Here is a 22,786-nt window from a genome sequence, read left to right on the forward strand (position 1 = left end):
CGCCGGAGCACCTGATGACCGAGCTCTACCAACACCGCGCCCGCAAGAGGTTCGGCCAGAACTTCCTGCACGACGCCGGAGTGATCCATCGCATCCTGCGCGCCATCCACGGTCGACCCGGCGAACGCCTGCTGGAAATCGGCCCGGGCCAGGGCGCCCTCACCGAAGGCCTGCTCGGCAGTGGCGCCCGGCTCGACGTCATCGAGCTGGACCAGGACCTGATTCCCCTGCTCCGACTCAAGTTCGGCCTCAATCCGCTGTTCACCCTGCACCAGGGTGACGCCATGAAGTACGACCTCTCCAGCATCGCCGCCGGCGATCGGCTGCGGGTGGTGGGCAACCTGCCCTACAACATCTCCACACCGCTGATCTTCCACCTGCTCAGCTTCGCCGACATCATCGCCGACATGCACTTCATGCTGCAGAAAGAAGTGGTGGAACGGCTGGCCGCGGTGCCCGGCAACGGCGACTGGGGTCGGCTGTCGATCATGGTGCAGTACCACTGCCGTGTGGAACACCTGTTCAACGTCGGTCCGGGTGCCTTCAATCCGCCGCCCAAGGTGGATTCGGCCATCGTGCGCCTGGTGCCCCACACCGAGCGCCCCCACGTGGCGCGCGATCCGGTCCTTCTGGAGCGCGTCGTCCGCGAGGCCTTCGGCCAGCGGCGCAAGACCCTCAGGAACACCCTCAAGGGCACCCTGGACAGCGCCGCCATCGAAGCCGCTGATGTCGACCCGGGGCTGCGCCCCGAACAGCTGGACCTGGCCGCTTATGTACGCCTGGCCAACCAGCTGGCGTCCAGCTGAAGCCCCTCCATCCGTATCTGCCGAGAATCCTCTTGTGACCGAGCCCGATCCGCGCTACCTCATCACCGTGCAGGTCACCACCCGCTACCTGCCCGAACAATCCAGCGCCAGCCAGGAGCGCTACGCCTTCGCCTACGACGTGAGCATCCGCAATGACGGCCAGCTGCCGGCGCAGCTGCTCAGCCGCCACTGGATCATCACCGACGGCAATGGCGAGGCGCAGGAAGTGCGCGGCCCGGGCGTGGTGGGCGAGCAGCCGCTGATCGCGCCGGGCGAAACCCACAGCTATTCCAGCGGCACCCTGATGCCGACCCAGGTGGGCAGCATGAGGGGCAGCTACCAGATGGTCGCCAGCGATGGCCATACCTTCGAGGCCACCATCCCCACCTTCCGCCTGGCCGTACCCGGCTCGCTGCACTAGGAGTCCCGATGACGCTGTACGCCGTTGGCGACCTGCAAGGTTGCCTCGACCCGCTCAAATGCCTCCTCGACGAGGTCCGCTTCGATCCCGCGCAGGACCGTCTCTGGCTGGTGGGTGATCTGGTCAATCGCGGAACTCAATCTCTGGAAACCCTGAGATACCTGTACGGGATGCGCGATTCGCTGGTCAGCGTCCTGGGCAATCACGACCTGCACCTGCTGGCGGTGGCCCTTGGCGGCGCCAGGCTGAAGAAGCAGGACACCCTGAGCGACATCCTCGCCGCCCCCGACCGCGACGAGTTGCTGCATTGGCTGCGCCACCTGCCGCTGATGCAGCACGATGCCGGGCGCAACTGCGTGCTGGTCCACGCCGGTCTGCCGCCGCAATGGACGCTGGCCCAGGCCCTGAGCCTGGCCGGCGAAGTGGAAGCCGTATTGCGCGATGACCAGGCCCATGTGCCCTTTCTCGAGCAGATGTATGGCAACGAGCCGGCGCTCTGGCAAGATGAGCTGCAGGGCCAGGAGCGCCTGCGCCTGATCACCAACTACCTGACGCGGATGAGATTCTGCAGTCCGGAAGGTCGCCTGGAATTCAAGAGCAAGGAAGGCCTGGACAGCGCGCCGGCCGGTTTCGCCCCCTGGTTCAGCCACGATCACCGGCTGACCCGGGACGTGCGCATCCTGTTCGGCCACTGGGCCGCGCTCAAGGGTCGCTGCGCGGCGCCCAATGTCGAGGCGCTCGACAGCGGCTGTGTCTGGGGCGGCGACATGACCCTGCTCGACGTCGACGGCAACCGCCGTCATCTCTGCAGTTGCAAGGAGAAGAAATGAGCGAATTCACCTGTATCTCCCCGGAACGGGCGCTGGAACTGCGCAGCGAGGGCGCGCGGATCGTCGACATCCGTGACCCGCACAGCTATGCCACCCTGCACGTCGCCGGCGCCCAGCGTCTCGACAACCAGAACATCCACGACTTCATCGCGGCCGCCGATCTCGACGCGCCGCTGCTGGTGTTCTGCTACCACGGCCACTCCAGTCAGAGCGCGGCGGCCTTTCTGGCCGGCCAGGGCTTCAGCCAGGTCTACAGTGTCGACGGCGGCTTCGAAAACTGGCGTACCCGCTATCCCGAACAGACCGAAAGTGGCGAGGCCCTTTAACACAATGGCTTGACGCTGTGGTTACAAGAATAAACCGAATTGGCTCTTCCACATCTCGCAGATAGGACTATTCTGGAATCAGGCCCTCCGGAAACGGCGGGTTCGATAACCGGCTTTGGACCATCGGTGTAACCACTGGAGATTCGGGGGAATTCCAGGGGGACCGTCTCCATCGGTCTCCTTCGTGCGTCTCTCGAAACCCAACCCTACTTCTGCAGGCGGATCGATTAGGCAAGACGACAACGAAGGTATTAGGGACGTTATCTTTCGTCGCCCGGCATGACCGCTCCCCACCGGCAGCAAGGCAAGGCTCCAGGCATCGATTCCAAGCTGGTCCAGGGTATCCAGCGAGGAGACGTCATGAGCATTTTCAGTCACTTCCAGGGGCGTTTTGAAGCGACTCGCCAGGAAGAGTATTCCCTTCAGGAATACCTTGAGATCTGCAAGAAGGATCGTACCGCCTTTGCCAGTGCCGCCGAGCGCATGCTCATGGCCATCGGCGAACCCGAACTGGTGGACACCACCAGCGACTCACGCCTGTCCCGCATCTTTTCCAACAAGGTCATCCGCCGCTACCCTGCCTTTGCCGACTTCCATGGCATGGAAGACTGCATCGAGCAGATCGTGTCCTATTTCCGCCATGCGGCGCAGGGCCTGGAAGAGAAGAAGCAGATCCTCTATCTGCTCGGCCCGGTAGGTGGCGGTAAATCGTCCCTCGCGGAAAAACTCAAGCACCTGATCGAGAAGGTCCCCTTCTACGCCATCAAGGGCTCGCCGGTGTTCGAATCGCCCCTGGGGCTGTTCAATCCCGACGAGGACGGCCAGATCCTCGAAGAGGACTACGGCATTCCCCGCCACTACCTGCGCAGCATCATGTCGCCCTGGGCCGCCAAGCGGCTGCAGGAATTCGGCGGCGACATCAGCAAGTTCCGGGTGGTCAAGCTCTACCCCTCCATCCTCAATCAGATCGCCATCGCCAAGACCGAGCCGGGCGACGAGAACAACCAGGACATCTCCGCCCTGGTGGGCAAGGTGGACATTCGCAAGCTGGAAGAATACCCGCAGAACGATGCGGATGCCTACAGCTACTCCGGCGCCCTGTGCCGCGCCAACCAGGGCCTGATGGAATTCGTGGAGATGTTCAAGGCCCCGATCAAGGTCCTGCACCCCCTGCTGACCGCGACCCAGGAAGGCAACTACAACAGCACCGAGGGCCTCGGCGCGCTGCCCTACAGCGGCATCATCCTGGCCCACTCCAACGAATCCGAGTGGCACACCTTCCGCAACAACAAGAACAACGAGGCCTTCATCGACCGGATCTACATCGTCAAGGTGCCTTACTGCCTGCGCGTCTCCGACGAGATCCACATCTACGACAAGCTGCTGGTCAACAGCTCCCTGGCCAACGCCCATTGCGCGCCGGACACCCTGAAGATGCTGGCCCAGTTCTCGGTGCTCTCGCGCCTCAAGGAACCGGAAAATTCCAACATCTATTCGAAGATGCGCGTCTACGACGGCGAAAACCTCAAGGACACCGATCCCAAGGCCAAGTCGATCCAGGAATACCGCGACAGCGCCGGTGTCGACGAGGGCATGAACGGGCTCTCCACGCGCTTCGCCTTCAAGATCCTCTCGCGGGTGTTCAACTTCGACGCCAACGAGATCGCGGCCAACCCGGTGCACCTGCTTTATGTGCTGGAGCAGCAGATCGAAGCCGAGCAGTTCCCGGCCGAGACCCGCGAGCGCTACATGAGATTCATCAAGGAATACCTGGCGCCGCGCTACGTGGAATTCATCGGCAAGGAGATCCAGACCGCCTACCTCGAGTCCTACAGCGAATACGGCCAGAACATCTTCGACCGCTACGTGCTCTACGCGGATTTCTGGATCCAGGATCAGGAATACCGCGATCCGGAAACCGGCGAGATCCTCAACCGCGCCTCGCTCAACGAGGAATTGGAGAAGATCGAGAAACCGGCCGGCATCAGCAATCCGAAGGATTTCCGCAACGAAATCGTCAACTTCGTGTTGCGCGCCCGTGCCAACAATAACGGCAAGAATCCGAGCTGGCTGTCCTACGAGAAGCTGCGCGCGGTGATCGAGAAGAAGATGTTCTCCAACACCGAGGAGCTCCTGCCGGTCATCAGCTTCAATGCCAAGGCCAGCAAGGAAGACCAGCAGAAGCACAGCGACTTCGTGACCCGCATGGTAGAGCGCGGGTACACCGAGAAGCAGGTACGACTGTTGTCCGAGTGGTATTCACGGGTACGCAAGTCGCAGTAAGGCAGCCTGAGGCTGAGCCCGCGACGACGCGCCAGCCGCGTCGTCGTGGTGTCCTGCAATAGCCCGGAGGGCCTGTATGAGCTATGTCATCGACCGGCGTCTAAACGGCAAGAACAAAAGCACGGTGAACCGCACGCGTTTCCTGCGGCGTTATCGTGAGCACATCAAGAAGGCGGTCGAGGAAGCCGTGAGCCGGCGCTCCATCACCGACATGGAACACGGCGAGCAGATCAGCATTCCTGCCCGCGATATCGACGAACCCGCCCTCTATCAGGGCAAGGGCGGCCGCCAAACCATCGTCCACCCGGGCAACAAGGAATTCGTCAGCGGCGAACGCATCCCGCGCCCCCAGGGCGGCGGCGGCGGTCAGGGCCAGGGCAAGGCCAGCAACAGTGGCGAAGGCATGGACGAATTCGCCTTCCAGATCACCCAGGATGAATTCCTCGACTTCATGTTCGAGGACCTTGAACTGCCCAATCTGGTCAAGAAGCAGCTGACCGGCACCGACACCTTCAAGACGGTCCGCGCGGGCATCAGCAACGAGGGCAATCCTGCACGCATCAACATCATCCGCACCCTGCGCGCCTCCCATGCGCGGCGCATCGCCCTCTCCGGCGGCAGTCGCAACAAGCTGCGCGAAGCCAGGGCGGAGCTGGCGCGGCTGCGGGTGGAGGAACCCGACAACCTGGGCGACATCCAGGCGCTGGAGGCCGAGATCGAGCGGCTGCGCGCGCGCATCGACAAGGTGCCTTTCCTCGACACCTTCGACCTCAAGTACAACCTGCTGTCCAAGCAGCCCAGCCCCAGCTCCAAAGCGGTGATGTTCTGCCTGATGGACGTCTCCGGCTCCATGACCCAGGCCACCAAGGACATCGCCAAGCGCTTCTACATCCTGCTCTACCTGTTTCTCAAGCGGAACTACGAACGCATTGAGGTGGTGTTCATCCGGCACCACACCAGCGCCAAGGAAGTGGATGAGGAGGAATTCTTCTACTCCCGGGAAACCGGCGGCACCATCGTCTCCAGCGCCCTCAAGCTGATGCAGGAGGTCATGGCCGAGCGCTATCCGGTCAACGAGTGGAATCTCTATGCCGCCCAGGCCTCCGACGGCGACAACTGGAATGACGACTCGCCCATCTGCCGGGAGATCCTGACCAAGCAGATCCTGCCGTTCATGCAGTACTACACCTATGTGGAGATCACCCCGCGCGAGCACCAGGCGCTGTGGTACGAATACGAGAACGTTCGCGGCGCCTTCCCGGATTCCTTCTCGCAGCAGCAGATCGTCTCGGCGGGGGATATCTATCCCGTGTTCCGCGAACTGTTCCAGCGGAGACTCGTGTCATGAAACGTGAGCCCATCTCCACCGGCTCGGAATGGACCTTCGAGCTGATCCAGACCTACGACCGGGAGATCGCCCGGATCGCCAAGCGCTATGCGCTGGACACCTACCCCAACCAGATCGAGGTGATCACCGCCGAGCAGATGATGGATGCCTATGCCTCCGTCGGCATGCCCATCGGCTACAACCACTGGTCCTACGGCAAGCACTTTCTGCACACCGAGAAGCACTACAGCCGCGGCCAGATGGGCCTGGCCTACGAGATCGTGATCAATTCCGATCCCTGCATCGCCTACCTCATGGAAGAGAACACCATGACCATGCAGGCGCTGGTGATCGCCCATGCCTGTTATGGTCACAACAGCTTCTTCAAGGGCAACTACCTGTTCCGCACCTGGACCGACGCCAGCTCCATCATCGACTACCTGGTGTTCGCCAAGCAGTACATCACCCAGTGCGAGGAACGCCATGGCATCGATGCCGTGGAAGAACTGCTGGATTCCTGCCATGCGCTGATGAACTACGGGGTGGATCGCTACAAGCGGCCCTACCCCATCTCCGCCGCCGAAGAACGCCAGCGGCAGAAGGAGCGCGAAGAGCAGTTGCAGCGGCAGGTCAACGACCTCTGGCGGACCATTCCCAAGATGGCCGGCAAGGAGTCGCATGACGAAGGGGCGCGCTTCCCCAGCGAACCCCAGGAAAACATCCTCTATTTCGTGGAAAAGCACGCGCCGCTGCTGGAGCCCTGGCAGCGCGAGGTGATCCGCATCGTGCGCAAGATCGCCCAGTACTTCTATCCCCAGCGCCAGACCCAGGTGATGAACGAAGGCTGGGCCACCTTCTGGCACTACACCCTGCTCAACGATCTCTACGACGAGGGCCTGGTCACCGAAGGCTTCATGTTCGAATTCCTGCAATCCCACGCCGGGGTGATCTACCAGCCGGGCTTCGACAGTCCCTACTACAGTGGCATCAACCCCTACACCCTGGGGTTCGCCATGTTCCGCGACATCCGGCGCATCTGCGAGGACCCCACGGAGGAAGACCGCCGCTGGTTCCCCGACATCGCCGGCAGCGACTGGCTGGCAACCGTCACCTTCGCCATGAAGAGCTTCAAGGACGAAAGCTTCATCCTGCAGTACCTCTCGCCCAAGGTGATCCGCGACCTCAAGCTGTTCAGCATCCTCGATGACGACCAGCGCGACGAACTGGAGGTGGCGGCCATCCACGACGACGGCGGCTATCGTCTGATCCGCGAGCAACTCGCCGCCCAGTACAACCTGGGCAATCGCGAGCCCAATGTGCAGATCTGGAACGTGGACCGGCGTGGCGATCGTTCGCTCACCCTTCGCCACTTCCAGCATGACCGCAAGCCGCTGGGCAACTCCACGGACGAGGTGCTCAAGCACCTGCACCGGCTCTGGGGGTTCGACATCCGCCTGGAAAGCATGAGGGGCGAAGATGTCACCCATAGCTTCCAGGTTCCGCCCCGCCACGAGAGCCGCGACCATGACCGGCGTCTGGATCTGGCTTCGCCGATCTGAGCCGAGTCAGGCTTTCGGGCTATCCTAGACCTCCGCAAGGAGGTCTTTTTCTATGCAAATCTACAAGGTGGGCGGCGCCGTGCGCGATCGCCTGCTCGGCCGACCGGTGACCGAAGTCGACTGGGTCGTGGTGGGCGCCACTGCCGAAGCCCTCGCCGCCCAGGGTTATCGTCCCGTGGGCGCCGATTTCCCGGTGTTCCTGCATCCCCGGACCGGCGAGGAATACGCCCTCGCCCGCACCGAACGCAAGAGCGGGCGCGGCTATGGTGGCTTCACCTTCCACGCCGCACCTGACGTCACCCTGGAACAGGATCTGATCCGCCGCGACCTGACCGTCAATGCCATGGCCGAAGACGACGATGGCCAGGTCATCGACCCCTATGGCGGGCGCGCGGATCTTCAGGCGCGCCTGTTGCGTCACGTCTCGCCTGCCTTCGCCGAAGATCCATTGCGCGTGCTGCGCGTCGCCCGTTTCGCCGCCCGCTATTGCAGCCTGGGTTTCCAGGTGGCGCCCGAAACGCTGCTGCTGATGCAGGAGATGGTCGCCAGCGGCGAGCTGGATGCCCTGACCGCCGAGCGGTTGTGGAAGGAAATTTCGCGCGCCCTGCTCGAAGAGCGGCCCGATGTCTTCATCCGGGTGCTGCACGATTGCGGCGCCCTGACTGCGCTGTTGCCGGAGGTGGCTGCCGGGTTCGCTGGCGAGCAGCCCGAGCCGGGCGCCCGGGTCTCTGCCACCCTGCGCCAAAGCGCCGAGGTCCAGGCCTCGCTGAGCGTACGCTGGGCCTGCCTGTTGCTGGACGTACCGGAAGAGAAGCACGCGGCCATCAACGCCCGCCTCAAGGTCCCGCGTGATCCCGCCGAGCTGGCATTGCTGCTGGCACGTCATTGGCCCACGGCCCTGCGGGCCCGGCAGCTGACGCCGGAGGCCTGGTTCGAGCTGCTGCAGGGTTTCGATGTGCTGCGCCGCCCGGCGCGCTTCGAGGAATTCCTCCAGGCCTGTGCCTGTGCGGCGGCAGTCAGGACCGAAGAAGGCGAGCCACCGCTGGCCTTGCTGCGTCAAGCGGCCGAGGTGTTGCGTGGAGTCGAGGTCCAACCCCTGGTCGCCCAGGGCTTCAAGGGCGCGGCTCTGGGCGAGGCGCTCAAACAGGCCCGCATCGACGCCCTGGCCCAGCTTTCGTAGGTTGGGTTGAGCACAGCGAAGCCCAACACCCCAACCACGGAGCACCGTTGGGCTTCGACGATGGGGCTGTCTCAACCCAACCTACGGCAGTCCTCGTAGGTTGGGTTGAGCACAGCGAAGCCCAACGACCGCTGCGCTATACCCGATCGGCGCTCAGCAAGGCGTCGGGCGTCAACTCCAGCCCCTTCCAGCTGAAAGCCACCGGCCGCAGCACCTGGGTAGTCTGGCCGCGCATTTCTTGCCACAGCTCATCGAGCCGGCGGCCGTTGTCCGGATGCCGCCGCTCGCCGGCCAGCAGGGCCAGCGGCCAGAGCACGAAGGCGTTGCGCAGGATCTCGGCGCGCGGCAGGGTCTGGCCGGCGAACTCGCCGGCCAGGTCGCCATGCAGCAGGATGTCAATGTCCAGCGGCAGGCCCTGGCGATCCGGCGCATAGCGACCGCTGCGGGTTTCGATGGCCTTGAGTCTCTGACTCAGGGCCGCCGGGTCGAGCGCCGTGTCACCCGCCACCACCAGATTGAAGAAGGGCGCACTGCGGATACCCACCGCTTCGCTCTCGAACACCGGCGAGCACTGCATGGCGGTCAGCAGCGTCGCGAGCTCGTCCAGGGCCATGCCCAGATGCTGCTCGCGCTGGATATTGCTGCCCAGCCCCAGATAGACCCGGGTCACGCCTGCCCCCGCTCGATCTCCACGCCCACGCCGCGGGCGGTCGGCACCGCGCCGGGCTTGGTGATGCGCAGGCGCAGCCAGGGCAGCTTGAATTCCGCCTGCAACAGGGCAGCCAGACGCTCGGCAAAGGTCTCCACCAGCTCGAAGGTGGTCTCGTGGGCGAAGGCGGTGATGCGCTCGGCCACCGCCGCATAGTTCAGGGTGTGTTCGAGTTCGTCGTTCGCCGCCGCCGTGCGGATATCCCAGCCCATGGTGAGATCGATGCGCAGGCACTGGCGGATGTCACGCTCCCAGTCATACACCCCTATCACGGTGTCGACCTCGAGTCCCTCGATGAAAACCTTGTCCACTGCCTTTGCCTCGCACCTTTGCCGTGCTCTGTGTGATCGTCGCCGCCGGCCTATCGTCGGGCGGCGGGCTGTCGGTAGAATCGAGCCTTCTCCTGGCGCGGAACCCTACCATGTTCTGGCTGCTGCTCCTGCTGGCCTATCTGCTGGGCTCGCTGTCCTTCGCCGTGCTGCTCAGTCGCCTGTTCGGCACCCGCGACCCGCGTCACGACGGCTCCGGCAATCCCGGTGCCAGCAACATGCTGCGCCTGGCCGGGCGCAAGCTGGCGCTGCTGACCCTCGCCGGAGACCTGAGCAAGAGTCTGATTCCCGTGCTCATCGCCCAGCAGTTGGGACTGTCACCCCTGCAGCAGGCCTGGATCGGGCTGGCCGCCGTGGTCGGCCATCTCTATCCGCTGTACTTCCATTTCCGCGGTGGCAAGGGCGTCGCCACGGCGGCCGGGCTGCTGGTCGGCCTCTATCCGCCGGCGGCCCTGCTGGGGCTGGTGCTCTGGGCTGCGGTGTTCGCCAGCCTGCGGATCGCCTCCCTGGCATCGCTGGTCGCCGTGCTCGGCATCCTGCCGCTGTTCGCCTGGCAACGTGCGGATCTGCTGGCGCCCATGCTGCTGCTCGCCCTGCTCATCCTGATTCGCCACCGACACAATCTGCGCGCCCTGCGCCAGGGCACCGAGCGTCATTTTTGACCCTGGCGCCGCCCGGGGATTACCCGGCGACGCCCTCCGCCCGTCTCAGAGCGCCGCCAGCTGCTCCATGGGCCAGCGTGCCTTGACGGCGATGGCCGGACCTTCCTGCTGGCCGGCCAGCAGGCGCTGGCAACCGGCGTAGGCGATCATGGCGCCGTTGTCGGTGCAGAAGCGCGGCCGCGCATAGAAAACCTGGCCGCCCAGCTCGCCGAGCATCTGCTCCAGGTTCTGCCGCAGCGCCCGGTTGGCACTGACGCCACCGGCGATCACCAGCGACTTGAGCCCGGTCTGCTTCAGCGCGCGCTTGCACTTGATCGCCAGGGTCTCGACCACCGCCGTCTGGAAGGCCAGGGCGATGTCGCACCGGGTCTGCTCGCTGTCGTCACCGGCCGCCCGGCAGCGCTGCCAGGTGGTGAGGGTAAAGGTCTTGAGGCCGCTGAAGCTGAAGTCCAGACCAGGCCGATCGGTCATGGGCCGCGGAAAGACGAAACGCCCCACGACGCCACGCTCGGCCAGACGGGCGATCTCCGGTCCACCGGGATAGCTCAGGCCCAGCAGCTTGGCGGTCTTGTCGAAGGCCTCGCCGGCAGCATCGTCCAGAGACTCGCCCAGCACGCTGTAGCGGCCGATGCCATCGACCCGCACCAGCTGGGTATGGCCACCGGACACCAGCAGGGCGACGAAGGGAAATTGCGGCGGCTGCTCTTCGAGCATGGGCGCCAGCAGATGACCTTCCATATGGTGGACGCCCAGGGCAGGCACGCCCCAGGCCAGCGCCAGCGCCTGGGCGCAGGCCGCACCCACCAGCAGGGCGCCGACCAGGCCGGGGCCGGCGGTATAGGCGATGGCGTCCACATCGGCGGGACGGCTGCCCGCTTCTTCCAGCACTTCGCGGATCAGCGGCAGCATGCGCTTGACGTGATCGCGCGAGGCCAGCTCCGGTACCACGCCACCGTAGACGCGATGCAGATCGATCTGGCTGAACAGCGCATCGGCCAGCAGGCCGCGCTCGCTGTCGTAGAGGGCGACGCCGGTTTCATCGCAGGACGTTTCCAGTCCCAGAACACGCATGGAGATAAGCCTTCGAGGGTATAGAATGTCAGGCTGCGCATGATAAGCGCCGCTTCCAGCACCGGCCAGCGCTTTTCGTCCGCCGGGGGTTGGCAGCGGGGCAGTTGAAGCGTTACTATCCGCAACCCTTAAAAACCGACGCTTCCCGTGCCCTTTTGCCGCTAGCGTTGGATTAAACCTCGGTAAATTTGAAGGTACGACCTGGATGCCCAACGTCAAAGTCAAAGAAAACGAACCCTTCGACGTAGCGCTGCGTCGTTTCAAGCGTTCCTGCGAGAAGGCCGGTGTACTGGCCGAAGTTCGTAGCCGCGAGTTCTACGAAAAGCCCACCGCCGAGCGCAAGCGTAAAGCTGCCGCCGCGGTCAAGCGCCACGCCAAGAAAGTACAGCGCGAGCAGCGCCGTCGCGAGCGTCTGTACTGAGTTACAGCGCTTCTCTGGCGTCATCAAACAACCCGACCTCTGGTCGGGTTGTCTGTTTCTGGCCTTCCCGCTTCGCCCTGGCGTCCTCTGGCGCAGTGCGGTGCCTCAGAAGTTCGCGCAAGATTTGGCGAGTGATTTTTTGGCCTGGGCAAGGCGCTGCGACGAGTCATAGCAGGGCTATGGCGCGGAGTAGCAACGCCTTCCAGGACGAAAAAGCGCCGCCAAAATTGTGTAGATAACTTCTGAGGCACCGCACTAGACTGCCCTCCTCGCTTCACCCTCCGCTCTTCGCTCCTCTATCCAGACGCTGACCATGGCCGGACTCATCCCGCAAGGCTTCATCGACGACCTGCTCAACCGCACCGACATCGTCGAGGTGGTGGGCGCACGGGTGAAGCTCAAGAAGGCCGGCAAGAACTGGATGGCCTGTTGCCCCTTCCATAACGAGAAGACACCCTCCTTCAGCGTCAGCCCCGACAAGCAGTTCTACTACTGCTTCGGCTGCGGCGCCGGCGGCAACGCCCTGGGCTTCATCATGGACCACGACAACCTCGAATTTCCCGAGGCGGTCGAGGAACTGGCCAAGAAGGCCGGCGTGGACGTGCCACGCGAAGAGAGCGGCGGGCGGCGCAAGCCGCGGCAGCCCACCGACTCGCCGCTCTATCCGCTGCTGGCCGCGGCCGCCGAATTCTATCGCCTGGCGCTGCGCAACCATCCCAAGCGCCAGGCGGCGGTGGACTACCTGAAGAAGCGCGGCCTCACCGGCGAGATCGCCCGGGACTTCGGCCTGGGCTTCGCCCCGCCGGGCTGGGACAACCTGGGCAAGCACCTGGGTGGCGACGACCTGCAGCAGAAGGCCATGCTCGACGCCGGCCTGCTGGTGGAGAACGCCGAGAGCGGCAAGCGCTACGATCGTTTTCGCGACCGGGTGATCTTCCCGATCCGCGACAGCCGGGGCCGGGTGATCGCCTTTGGTGGTCGGGTGCTGGGCGACGACAAGCCCAAGTACCTCAACTCGCCGGAAACCCCGGTGTTCCACAAGGGCCAGGAGCTCTACGGCCTGTTCGAGGCACGCAAGCACAACCGCGACCTGGACGAGATCCTCGTCGTGGAAGGCTACATGGACGTCATCGCCCTGGCCCAGCAGGGCATCCGCAATGCCGTGGCCACCCTGGGCACCGCCACCAGCGAAGAGCACATCAAGCGGCTGTTCCGCATCGTGCCGAGCATCCTGTTCTGCTTCGACGGCGACCAGGCCGGCCGCAGCGCCGCCTGGCGCGCCCTGGAATCGGCCCTGCCAGTGCTCAAGGACGGCTTCCGGGTGCGCTTCCTGTTCCTGCCCGAAGGCGAGGACCCCGACACCCTGGTGCGCGCCGAGGGGGCGGATGCCTTCCAGGCGCGCTTCGTCCAGCAGGCCCAGCCCCTGGCCGAGTATTTCTTCCAGCAACTGATGATCGAAGCGGACCCGGCCACCCTGGAAGGCAAGGCGCACCTGGCCACCCTGGCGGCGCCGCTGATCGAGAAGATTCCCGGCAACAACCTGCGCCTGCTGATGCGCCAGCGCCTGAGCGAACTCACCGGTCTCGGCAACGACGCCCTGAGCCAGCTGGCACCGTCCGCACCGGCGCAGGATGCGCCACCCATGGACTATGGCGACTACGCCTACGCCCATGCCGAGGAAGCGCCGGCGCAGCAGCAGTGGACGCCACGCCGCGAGGGCAAGGGCGGGCGCGACGGCAAGGGCTGGAAAAAGGATTTCAACGGCAAGGGCGGCGGCGAGCGCATCCCGCGCCAGCCACCGGTCAAGGTGGAGACCCCGGTGCTGGCCGCGCTACGCAGCCTGCTGCATCACCCGACGCTGGCCCAGGCGGTGCAGGACGCCCGCGACCTGGCCGAGGAAAGCGATCAGTACGCCCAGCTGCTGGTCGCCCTGGTCGAGGCGCTGCAGAAGAAGCCGGGACAGAGCACCCTGGCGCTCATCGCCCGCTGGCATGGCACCGAACAGGGGCGACTGCTGCGCGCCCTGGCGGAAAAAGAGTGGCTGATTGCCGGCGACAACCTTGAACAACAGTTTTTCGACACCATAACGAGGTTAGCCGCCAGCCAGCGTGATCGCTCGCTGGAGCAACTCCTACGCAAGGCGCGACAGAGCGAACTGAGCTCCGAAGACAAGGACCGCCTACGCGAACTCCTCAGCCGTCCAGCGGGGTCCGTGACCTAACTGGCACGACCACCGTCTAACCGGCTATAATGTTCAGCTATTTTTGCCCGCCTAAGCCTTCAGTGGAAGGGTACCTATGTCCGGAAAAGCGCAACAGCAATCCCGTCTGAAAGAATTGATCGCCCGCGGTCGTGAGCAGGGTTACCTGACTTACGCGGAGGTCAATGACCACCTACCGGAGGATATTTCAGATCCGGAACAGGTGGAAGACATCATCCGCATGATCAATGACATGGGGATCAACGTATTCGAGACCGCGCCGGACGCTGATGCCCTGCTGCTGGCGGAAACCGATACCGACGAAGCCGCCGCCGAAGAAGCCGCCGCCGCCCTGGCCGCGGTGGAAAGCGATGTCGGCCGCACCACCGACCCGGTGCGCATGTACATGCGTGAAATGGGTACCGTGGAGCTGCTGACCCGCGAAGGCGAGATCGAGATCGCCAAGCGCATCGAGGAAGGCATCCGCGAAGTCATGGGCGCCATCGCCCAGTTCCCGGGTACCGTCGACTACATCCTCAGCGAATACACCCGCGTCACCACCGAAGGCGGTCGCCTGTCCGACGTCCTCGCCGGCTACATCGATCCCGACGACGGCGGCCTGCCGAACGAGAGCGAGGTCCTGCCCGTCCCGAACAAGGCCGCCGATGCCAAGGCCGTGGACGACGAGAAGGACGACGAGGAAGAGAGCGACGACGCCGACGAGGAAGAAGGCGACGGCGGTCCGGATCCGGAAGAGGCTCGCCTGCGTTTCGGCGCGGTCGCCGAGCAGCTGGAAAAGACCAAGAAGGTGCTGAAGAAGCACGGCCGCGACAACGACCACGCTGTGGAAGAATTCGTCGCCCTGGCTCTGCTGTTCTCGCCGATCAAGCTGGTGCCCAAGCAGTACGAAGCCCTGGTGATCCGCGTGCGCGAATCTCTGGAGCGGGTGCGTGGCCTCGAGCGCGCCATCATGCAGCTCGCCGTGCGCGATGCGCGCATGCCGCGTGCCGACTTCCTGCGCCACTTCCCCGGCAACGAGACCAACACCGAATGGACCGCCGGCCTGCTCAAGGGCAAGCCCAAGTACGCCGAAGGTCTCGAGCGCTTCCAGGCCGACATCAAGGCCAAGCAGGCCCAGCTGGCCGAGCTGGAGCGTGACTACGAGCTGAAAGTCTCGCAGATCAAGGACATCAACCGCGCCATGTCCATCGGCGAGGCCAAGGCCCGCCGCGCCAAGAAGGAAATGGTCGAGGCGAACCTGCGCCTGGTGATCTCCATCGCCAAGAAGTACACCAACCGTGGTCTGCAATTCCTCGATCTGATCCAGGAAGGCAACATCGGCCTGATGAAGGCGGTGGACAAGTTCGAATACCGCCGTGGCTACAAGTTCTCCACCTATGCCACCTGGTGGATTCGCCAGGCCATCACCCGCTCCATCGCCGACCAGGCGCGCACCATCCGGATTCCGGTGCACATGATCGAGACGATCAACAAGCTGAACCGGATCTCCCGCCAGATGCTGCAGGAGATGGGGCGTGAGCCGACCCCGGAAGAGCTGGGCGAGCGCATGGAGATGCCCGAGGACAAGATCCGCAAGGTGCTCAAGATCGCCAAGGAGCCGATCTCCATGGAGACGCCCATCGGCGACGACGAGGATTCGCACCTGGGCGATTTCATCGAGGACAGCTCCATGCAGTCCCCGATCGAAGTGGCTACCAGCGAAAGCCTCAAGGAAGCCACCCGCGACGTGCTCTCCGGTCTCACCGCCCGTGAAGCTAAGGTCCTGCGCATGCGTTTCGGCATCGACATGAACACCGACCACACCCTCGAGGAAGTGGGCAAGCAGTTCGACGTCACCCGCGAGCGTATCCGCCAGATCGAAGCCAAGGCCCTGCGCAAGCTGCGCCACCCGTCCCGCAGCGAGCACCTGCGCTCCTTCCTCGACGAGTAAGACGTAGCCGCTGCACCAGAAAACCGGAGCCCAGGCTCCGGTTTTTTTATGCCCGACAAGGGTTTGGCGATCCCCGCCACCCCCGGTATACTCCACCGCGCTATAGGGCCTATAGCTCAGTTGGTTAGAGCAGAGGACTCATAATCCTTTGGTCCACGGTTCGAGTCCGTGTGGGCCCACCAGCTTTCAGGAGCCGCGCGTTGCGCGGCTTTTTTGTGTCTGCAAATCGCTCTTCACGCTTTGGGCACTCAGACGTGCAAAAGCGCCAGTATCCCAACCGCCACCCCTCCCCCTGCCACCCCATACACCGCGGCCTGCAACCAGCGCCGTCGCGTCAGCAGGGTGATGGCGGCCAGGGAGATGGCGACCTGCATCAGCATGGTGGCCTGGGCCCAGCGGTGATGGCGGTGGAGCTGGGTTTCGCTCAGGGCTTCGTTGGCCATGACCTTTTCCTCCAGTGCTTCGGCCTTGGTACGGATCTCGGCCTTTTGCTGAGCGTAGCGCTGGCTGTCCTGGGTGAAGCGTTGGGCGGTGTCGGGGTTGGTCGCGAGGGCAGCGCCCAAGTCGGCGAGGTTCTGCTTTTCGCCCTTGGCCTGGTAGTAGCCCCACTGGTTGGCGGCTTCTGTCTTGGCGATGGCTTCTTCGTTCTTGTAGTAGAGCGCCAGGCTCTCGGCGTTGCCGCCCTGGTAGGCGCAGAGGGCGCCTAGCGTCGCCAGGATGGCGGTGGTGACGGCGATACGGCCGGTGAGGCTGTCGCGGCGATGGGCGCCGTGGGCGGCGTGTTCCACCTCGTGGTCGTGGGGGCCGTGGACTTCGTATTCGCTGGACAAGACTCAGCTCCGCTGCGGATTCCTGCGGCGAGGCTAGCCCAGTCGGCTTAAGGCCTTCTTAAGACTAGGGCAGCCGCGCCTGCAGCCAGCGGCGCAGCGGACCGGCCACCCAGCGCTGCATGGCCAGGCCGAGCAGGACGATGAGCACCAGGTGCAGCGGCAGCATCCAGCCGGGAATAGGGATAGGCAGCGCCAGCACCTCGCCGACGTCTTCGGCCAGGTCTTCGAGGCTGTCGCCGGCCAGGTGCATCCAGCCCAGCAGGGTGCGGGTCCAGGGTTCGAGCACGCCGATCAGCGGGGTGTGGACGGCGAAGATGCACAGCGAGGCCTCGCCGAGGCGCTGGGCCAGGCGGCGCACGCCGGCGCGACCGGGTTCGCCGAAGGTGGCGCAGGCCAGCAGCACCGCGGCCTGGAAGGGCGTCAGCAGGCCATTGTGCACCAGGTAGAACCAGCGGCGGCCATCGCCTTCCAGCAGCAGGGCGCCCAGCCACAGGCCGGTCAGGCCGAACAGCAGCAGCGGCACGCGCAGGCGCTGGGTCGTCTCGGCCACCCAGGGCTCCTGCACGGCGCGATAGAGCAGGATGCCGAGCAGGAATTCCGGCAGGCGGATCAGCGGATTGCGGTGGATGACGCCCACGGTGACGGTATCGAAGGCCTGAGCCCAGGTGGCCACCAGCGGGCCGAGCAGATAGAGCCCCCAGAGCACGACGGCAGCCAGGGCCCAGCGCCGCAGGCGCATCAGTCGCGGGCCGAGCAGCGGAAACAGCAGGTAGAAGAACAGCAGCGCCGAGATCGACCAAGCGGCGCCGTTGAGCCAGAGAAAGCGCGGTTCCCAGGATTGCAGCAGGAGCAGTTGCAGGAGCACGTGGGTAGTGGCGGCCAGCCAGGACAGCGGCAGCATCTCGTCCAGCGTGCTGCCCTCCTCCAGCTGCAGATAGGGGTGCTGGTTGTAGTAGACCGGCACCCCGTGTTCCAGCCAGGAATCCTGGGACAGCCAGTAGGACAGCCCTAGCGCGACCAGCAGGGTCAGCAGGTGGATGGGATAGAGGTTGCACAGCCGCCGCAGGACGAAGCCACGGGAGCTGCCCTTGAGCGCGCCCTGGCGATCCAGGCTGACGTGGGCCAGCAGGAAACCGGAGAGCAGGAAGAAGGTGCTGGTGGCGAAGAAGCCCATGCCGGCCAGGCGGCGGAAGGCATCCGGCAGATCGCTGTAGAGCCCGCCCAGGTGGTAGACGACCATGTACAGCGCCATGAGGAATCTCAGCCATTCCAGGCCGTAGTAACGGGCAGTGGGGCGGCTTGCGGTTGAAGAGGTCATGGCGGCGGTTTACGGCGAATAAGACCTGATTATAAGCCGCCTGGACGGGAGCCCTGCCGATGTTCATGACAAAAGCATGACAACCGATTTCCCAAGGTTGCCATGCACCGCTCAGGACGCCGCAGTTCGAAAGTCCTGCCGTGTCTTAAACCGGGACCGCTTCAGCCGGCGAAGGCAGGCTCCGGCAACCCCTGCACGCCGGGGTCCAGGGCGAACAGACCACCCGCCAGCGGCTGATCGCTCAGATCGCCACCCGGACGGATGGAGGTCACGAATAGGGTGTCCAGGTTGCGTCCGCCAAAGGCGCACATGGCCGGCTTCTTGACGGGCACGGCCAGGGAGCGATCGAGGCGGCCGTCGGGCGTGAAGCGATGGATCAGGCCGGCATCGTTGCCGCAGATCCAGTAGCAGCCGTCAACATCCACCGCGGCGCCATCGGGCCGGCCGGGATGGGCGTTCATGTCGACGAACAGCCGCTGGTTGCTGGGTGTGCCCGAGTCGGGATCGTAGTCGAACGCCCAGATCAGCTGGCGGCTGGGATGGGAGTCGGACAGGTAGAGGGTGCGACCATCGGGGCTCAGGGCCAGGCCGTTGGGCACGATGAGGTCGTCCAATAGCAGCCGGGCGCCGTCGCCGGCCGTATGGCTGTAGAGGCGCCCAGCCGGGGCGCCCTGCGCCATGTCCTGCACCATGGTGCCCACCAGGAAGCGGCCCTGGCGATCGCAGCGACCGTCGTTGCATCGCATCGCCGGCTGGGCATGGTCGAGAGCGATCAGGCGCTCGCCACTGAGTTGGCCGGACGCCTTGGCCTGCAGGGCGAAGAGGCCGCTTTCCAGGCCGGCGAGCCAGCCGCCGCCTGCACGGGCGGCGATGCAGGCGAGCATTTCCGGCGCGCTCCAGCTGTCCAGCACATCTGTCGGGGTCCAGCGATGCAGCCGTTTGGCCGGGATATCGACCCAGTAGAGCGCCTGATCGGCAACGTGCCAGACCGGGCACTCCCCTGTGGCGTTGCGGGCATCGACGAGCAATTCGGCAGTCATGGCGGCCCTCCTCAGTCGTCGAAGGGACCGGTGGCGACGAAGGCACCACCCTGGTAGACCATCGACGGATCGTCCGCCGCCGGCATGGGCTGGGCCTCGACCTTGGCGCGGAATTGCTCGGAGTTGTCCTTGGGCTGGAAGCCCAGATGCGCGGCCAGGCGGTTGTCCCACCAGCTGTCGCGGTTGTTGGAGGCGCCATAGACGATGGTGTGGCCGACGTCGGGGGTGGTCAGGCTGCGCAGGATGAGATCGGTCAGGTCTTCGTAGCTCAGCCAGGTGGCGAGCATGCGGCGATTCTGCGCCTCGGGGAAGGAGGAGCCGATGCGGATGCTCACCGTCTCGATGCCATAGCGATCGAAATAGAAGGTCGCCAGGTCTTCGCCGAAGGCCTTGGACAGGCCGTAGTAGCTGTCCGGACGCTGGGGCACGTTGGCGTCGATGCGCTGGTCCTGGCGATAGAAGCCGATGACATGGTTGGAGCTGGCGAAGACGATGCGCCTCACCCCATGGCGCCGCGCGGCCTCATAGAGATTGAAGGTGCCGCGGATATTGGCTTCGAGGATGGGCTCGAAGGCGTGCTCGGTGGAGATGCCGCCGAAATGCAGGATGGCATCGACGCCTTCCACCAGGGCATGGACGCCAGCCTTGTCCGCCAGGTCGCAGGTCACCACCTCTTCCGCTGGTCCCTGGGCCGCATCCATCGGCGCGATGTCGGACAGCCGCAGGATCTCGGCATGGGGCTTGAGCCGCTGGCGCAGCTCCTTGCCCAGGCCGCCGGCAGCGCCGGTCAGCAACAGACGGTGGAAAGGTGACGAGGAGACTTCGGACATGAGCGGGCGCCTTCTTATGGAGTTATCTGGCAAGAGGTACGACATCCCACCTCTTTTCGCGATTCTCGCGGGCGCCTGGGGTCCTGTCAATGCTGCCTAGGTCGGCAGGCAGGGCAGTCGCAGGCGGAAGGTCGCGCCCTGCCCGGCGATGCTTTCCACGTGCAGGCTGCCATGGTGCGCCTTGACGATCTGGTCGGCGATATAGAGGCCCAGGCCCAGGCCGGCGATGTTCTCGGTGCCGCTGGCGCGCTCGAACTGGCGGAAGATCAGCGCCTGGTGCTCCACCGGGATGCCGATGCCATGGTCCTTGACGCTCAACTCCACGTCGGCACCATCGCTGCGCAGGGAAATCTCCACCGGACGCCCGGCGCCGTATCTCATGGCGTTGGTCAGCAGGTTGGTGATCACCTGCTCGATGCGGAATTCATCCCAGTAGCCGGGCGCCGGGCCTTCCGCGTGCAGCTCAACCGGGCAACCGGCGGCGGCGAATTGCGAGGCGAAGCTGTCGACCACGGTGTTGACCAGGGCGGCGAGATCGCATTGCGAGGGGCGGATGGACAACTTGCCGGTGCGGATCCGCGAGATGTCGAGCATGTCGTCGATCAGGTGCACCAGGCGCTGGATCTGCCGCTCGTCGCGCTCGGCCATGCCGGCCAGCTTGTCGGGGGTGAAGGCCTCCAGCTTGCCCTTGTCCAGGTACATGCGGCGCAGCTGGGCTTCGAGCATCAGGGTGTTGAGCGGCGTCTTGAGTTCGTGGGAGACCATGGACATGAAGTCGTCACGGGTGCGCACCGCCTGCTGCAGCTCGACCTGGGTCTGGCGCAATTCGGCGAGCAGGATCTCCTGCTCCTGGCGACTCTGCTCCAGGGCCACCAATTGCTCGGCCAGGCGCTTGCGGTGCCAGTAGAGGTCGACAAAGACCCGGGTCTTGCTCTTGACCGCATGGACATCGAGGGGCTTGTGCAGGAAGTCCACCGCACCGCTCTCGTAGCCCTTGAAGGCGTAGTTGAGGTCGCGGCCGGCGGCGCTGACGAAGACGATGGGGATGTGCCGGGTCTTTTCCAGGCCGCGCATCATCTCCGCCAGTTCGAAGCCGTTCATGCCCGGCATCTGCACATCGAGGATCGCCAGGGCGAATTCGTGCATCAGCAGGAGCTCCAGCGCGGCCTCGGCGGAGCTGGCCTGGAAGATCTCCAGCGCCTCGCTGCGCAGCAGGGCTTCCAGTGCCAGGAGATTTTCCGGCAGGTCGTCTACGAGCAGGAGCTTCGCCTGTTCGACGGGTACTTCAGCCATGGTCGCGTTCCAGCTCGATGAGCAATAGATGGATGCCCGGCACATCCAGCACGAAATCCGGGTGGAATCTCTTCAGCGCCGCCTCGGGCATGGTCGGTACCTCGGCCGACTGCGGCGACTGGACGACGGTGACCGCTCCATTCTGAGCCAGGGCGTGCAGGCCGCTGGCGCCGTCTTGGTTGGCGCCGGTGAGCAGGATGCCGCAGACCTGCTCGCCCAGGGCATCGGCCGCGCTTTCGAACAAGACATCGATGGACGGCCGGGAAAACTGCACCGGCTCGTCGCGTGACAGCGACAGGGTGAAGTCGTCCTCCACCAGCAGGTGATAACCCGGCGGCGCGAAATACAGGCTGCCCGGCAGTATAGCGTCCTTGTCCTCGGCTTCGCGTACCCGCAAGGCCAGTCGCTGCTGAAACAGCTCGGCCAGGCGCGAATTGCGATCGTCCGGCAGATGGAGCACCACCGCCAGCGGCAGGCGAAAACTGGCCGGCAGGGTCGAAAGCAGGCGCAGCAGCACCTGCAGCCCGCCGGCAGAGGCTCCGATGACGATGAGGCGCAACGGCTTCAGGGGCGGGAACATGCTAGAGCCTGCGGAACAGCCGTTCCTGCTTCACCACCGGCTCGAAGTGGCTGGCGTAGGCGGAGAAGTCCAGCGACTCCTTGCTGCCCAGGCCGAGAAAGCCGCGGTGGCTCAGGGACTCGTGAAACAGGCCGAGCGCCCGATTCTGCAGATTCTTGTTGAAGTAGATGAGCACGTTGCGGCAGGACACCAGCTGCGTCTCGGAAAAGACGCTGTCGGTGGCCAGGCTGTGGTCGGCGAAGGTCACGTTGGCGATCAGCGACTTGTCGAACAGGGCGCCGTCGTAGGCCGCGGTGTAATAGTCGGAAAACGCTCGGGTGCCGCCGGCCTTCTGGTAGCTGGCGGTGTAGGCGCGCATCCGCTCCAGCGGAAAGATGCCCTGGCGGGCCTTTTCCATGGAGCGCGGATTGATGTCGGTGGCATAGAAGAGCGTACGGTCGAGCAGCCCTTCCTCTTGGAACAGGATGGCCATGGAGAAGACTTCCTCGCCGGTGCTGCAGCCGGCGATCCATACCTTGAGCGAGGGATAGGTACGCAAGACCGGCACCACCTGCTGGCGCAGGGCGAGGAAGTAGCCTGGATCGCGAAACATCTCGCTCACCGGGATGGTGATGAATTGCAGCAGCTCGGCGAACAGCGCCGGATCACGCAGGACCCGCTCCTGCAGCATAGAGATGCTCGGGCAGTCGAAGCGCGTCAGCGCCTGCAGCACCCGCCGCTTGAGCGAGGCCTTGGAGTAATTGCGGAAGTCGTGGCTGTATCTCAGGAAGATGCCTTCCAGCAGCAACCTCAGCTCGATGTCCTGCAGCCGTTCGCTCAT

General features: G+C 64.6%; 22 protein-coding genes and 1 tRNA gene. 13 read left to right on the forward strand and 10 right to left on the reverse strand.

Going from position 1 to position 22,786, the window contains the following annotated elements; genetic code table 11:
• The first annotated feature begins 14 nt into the window (after positions 1-14).
• The 8 genes from rsmA (at position 15) to QE444_RS00660 (ending at position 8,732) form a co-directional block, all read left to right on the forward strand.
• Complete coding sequence (gene rsmA, locus QE444_RS00625) at positions 15-806, forward strand: 16S rRNA (adenine(1518)-N(6)/adenine(1519)-N(6))-dimethyltransferase RsmA (protein ID WP_017640354.1); 792 nt, start codon at positions 15-17, stop codon at positions 804-806.
• 34 nt (positions 807-840) lie between these two features.
• Positions 841-1,227 (forward strand): Co2+/Mg2+ efflux protein ApaG, encoded by a 387-nt coding sequence (apaG, locus tag QE444_RS00630; protein ID WP_280308395.1) that lies wholly within the window; start codon positions 841-843, stop codon positions 1,225-1,227.
• 8 nt (positions 1,228-1,235) lie between these two features.
• Positions 1,236-2,057: a symmetrical bis(5'-nucleosyl)-tetraphosphatase gene (locus QE444_RS00635; protein WP_280308393.1), complete on the forward strand. Its 822-nt coding sequence runs from the start codon at positions 1,236-1,238 to the stop codon at positions 2,055-2,057.
• The gene (glpE, locus tag QE444_RS00640; RefSeq protein ID WP_187980508.1) at positions 2,054-2,383 is read left to right on the forward strand and encodes a thiosulfate sulfurtransferase GlpE; all 330 of its coding nucleotides are present in this window, start codon (positions 2,054-2,056) and stop codon (positions 2,381-2,383) included. The genes QE444_RS00635 and glpE overlap by 4 nt, the downstream gene beginning before the upstream one ends.
• A gap of 360 nt (positions 2,384-2,743) precedes the next feature.
• Positions 2,744-4,666 carry a PrkA family serine protein kinase gene (locus tag QE444_RS00645; RefSeq protein WP_133861950.1) on the forward strand — a complete coding sequence of 641 codons (1,923 nt, stop codon included), beginning with the start codon at positions 2,744-2,746 and terminating at the stop codon, positions 4,664-4,666.
• Between the two features lie 76 nt (positions 4,667-4,742).
• On the forward strand, positions 4,743-6,014 hold the full coding sequence (locus QE444_RS00650) for a YeaH/YhbH family protein (protein WP_273862371.1): 1,272 nt from the start codon (positions 4,743-4,745) through the stop codon (positions 6,012-6,014).
• Positions 6,011-7,552, forward strand: a complete 1,542-nt coding sequence (locus QE444_RS00655) for a SpoVR family protein (protein ID WP_133861952.1) — start codon at positions 6,011-6,013, stop codon at positions 7,550-7,552. The genes QE444_RS00650 and QE444_RS00655 overlap by 4 nt, the downstream gene beginning before the upstream one ends.
• A gap of 52 nt (positions 7,553-7,604) precedes the next feature.
• Positions 7,605-8,732: a multifunctional CCA addition/repair protein gene (locus QE444_RS00660; RefSeq protein ID WP_280308385.1), complete on the forward strand. Its 1,128-nt coding sequence runs from the start codon at positions 7,605-7,607 to the stop codon at positions 8,730-8,732.
• Positions 8,733-8,868: 136 nt separating this feature from the next.
• Here QE444_RS00660 and folK read toward each other — a convergent pair whose 3' ends face one another.
• Together folK and folB are read right to left on the reverse strand one after the other, a co-directional pair.
• On the reverse strand, positions 8,869-9,402 hold the full coding sequence (gene folK / locus QE444_RS00665; protein WP_187980510.1) for a 2-amino-4-hydroxy-6-hydroxymethyldihydropteridine diphosphokinase: 534 nt from the start codon (positions 9,400-9,402) through the stop codon (positions 8,869-8,871).
• Complete coding sequence (folB, locus tag QE444_RS00670) at positions 9,399-9,752, reverse strand: dihydroneopterin aldolase (protein WP_187980511.1); 354 nt, start codon at positions 9,750-9,752, stop codon at positions 9,399-9,401. The genes folK and folB overlap by 4 nt, the downstream gene beginning before the upstream one ends.
• 110 nt (positions 9,753-9,862) lie before the next feature.
• On the opposite strand from folB, the gene plsY reads away from it, so the two are divergent.
• On the forward strand, positions 9,863-10,432 hold the full coding sequence (gene plsY, locus QE444_RS00675) for a glycerol-3-phosphate 1-O-acyltransferase PlsY (protein ID WP_309737151.1): 570 nt from the start codon (positions 9,863-9,865) through the stop codon (positions 10,430-10,432).
• 45 nt (positions 10,433-10,477) lie between these two features.
• On the opposite strand, the gene tsaD is transcribed toward plsY, so the two are convergent.
• Positions 10,478-11,503, reverse strand: coding sequence for a tRNA (adenosine(37)-N6)-threonylcarbamoyltransferase complex transferase subunit TsaD (gene tsaD / locus QE444_RS00680; protein ID WP_282286252.1), 1,026 nt, complete (start codon positions 11,501-11,503; stop codon positions 10,478-10,480).
• A gap of 205 nt (positions 11,504-11,708) precedes the next feature.
• Between tsaD and rpsU the strand changes: the two genes are divergently transcribed.
• The 4 genes from rpsU to QE444_RS00700 all read left to right on the forward strand — a co-directional run bounded on the left by rpsU (position 11,709) and on the right by QE444_RS00700 (position 16,257).
• The gene (rpsU, locus tag QE444_RS00685; RefSeq protein ID WP_007159750.1) at positions 11,709-11,924 is read left to right on the forward strand and encodes a 30S ribosomal protein S21; all 216 of its coding nucleotides are present in this window, start codon (positions 11,709-11,711) and stop codon (positions 11,922-11,924) included.
• Positions 11,925-12,237: 313 nt separating this feature from the next.
• A complete protein-coding gene (dnaG, locus tag QE444_RS00690; protein WP_187980514.1) occupies positions 12,238-14,145 on the forward strand; it encodes a DNA primase in 1,908 nt (635 codons plus the stop codon).
• 76 nt (positions 14,146-14,221) lie between these two features.
• Positions 14,222-16,075, forward strand: a complete 1,854-nt coding sequence (gene rpoD, locus QE444_RS00695; protein ID WP_309737152.1) for an RNA polymerase sigma factor RpoD — start codon at positions 14,222-14,224, stop codon at positions 16,073-16,075.
• 105 nt (positions 16,076-16,180) lie between these two features.
• A tRNA-Ile gene (locus tag QE444_RS00700) sits at positions 16,181-16,257 on the forward strand.
• Positions 16,258-16,323: 66 nt separating this feature from the next.
• Here the strand turns inward: QE444_RS00700 and QE444_RS00705 are convergent.
• From QE444_RS00705 to QE444_RS00735, 7 genes are all read right to left on the reverse strand, one after another.
• Complete coding sequence (locus QE444_RS00705) at positions 16,324-16,905, reverse strand: DUF4337 domain-containing protein (protein WP_208693612.1); 582 nt, start codon at positions 16,903-16,905, stop codon at positions 16,324-16,326.
• 64 nt (positions 16,906-16,969) lie between these two features.
• Positions 16,970-18,223 (reverse strand): acyltransferase, encoded by a 1,254-nt coding sequence (locus QE444_RS00710; protein WP_309737153.1) that lies wholly within the window; start codon positions 18,221-18,223, stop codon positions 16,970-16,972.
• Between the two features lie 161 nt (positions 18,224-18,384).
• The gene (locus tag QE444_RS00715; protein WP_309737154.1) at positions 18,385-19,263 is read right to left on the reverse strand and encodes an SMP-30/gluconolactonase/LRE family protein; all 879 of its coding nucleotides are present in this window, start codon (positions 19,261-19,263) and stop codon (positions 18,385-18,387) included.
• 11 nt (positions 19,264-19,274) lie between these two features.
• Positions 19,275-20,093 carry an NAD(P)-dependent oxidoreductase gene (locus QE444_RS00720; protein WP_309737156.1) on the reverse strand — a complete coding sequence of 273 codons (819 nt, stop codon included), beginning with the start codon at positions 20,091-20,093 and terminating at the stop codon, positions 19,275-19,277.
• A 96-nt stretch (positions 20,094-20,189) separates the two neighbouring features.
• Positions 20,190-21,386 carry a hybrid sensor histidine kinase/response regulator gene (locus QE444_RS00725; RefSeq protein WP_133861963.1) on the reverse strand — a complete coding sequence of 399 codons (1,197 nt, stop codon included), beginning with the start codon at positions 21,384-21,386 and terminating at the stop codon, positions 20,190-20,192.
• Complete coding sequence (locus tag QE444_RS00730; protein WP_187980521.1) at positions 21,379-21,966, reverse strand: chemotaxis protein CheB; 588 nt, start codon at positions 21,964-21,966, stop codon at positions 21,379-21,381. The genes QE444_RS00725 and QE444_RS00730 overlap by 8 nt, the downstream gene beginning before the upstream one ends.
• Position 21,967: 1 nt before the next feature.
• Positions 21,968-22,786 carry a protein-glutamate O-methyltransferase CheR gene (locus QE444_RS00735; RefSeq protein WP_133861965.1) on the reverse strand — a complete coding sequence of 273 codons (819 nt, stop codon included), beginning with the start codon at positions 22,784-22,786 and terminating at the stop codon, positions 21,968-21,970.

Origin of the sequence: Pseudomonas sp. SORGH_AS_0199, from assembly GCF_031453735.1 — a bacterium.
Classification (GTDB): Bacteria; Pseudomonadota; Gammaproteobacteria; order Pseudomonadales; family Pseudomonadaceae; genus Chryseomonas; species Chryseomonas aestiva.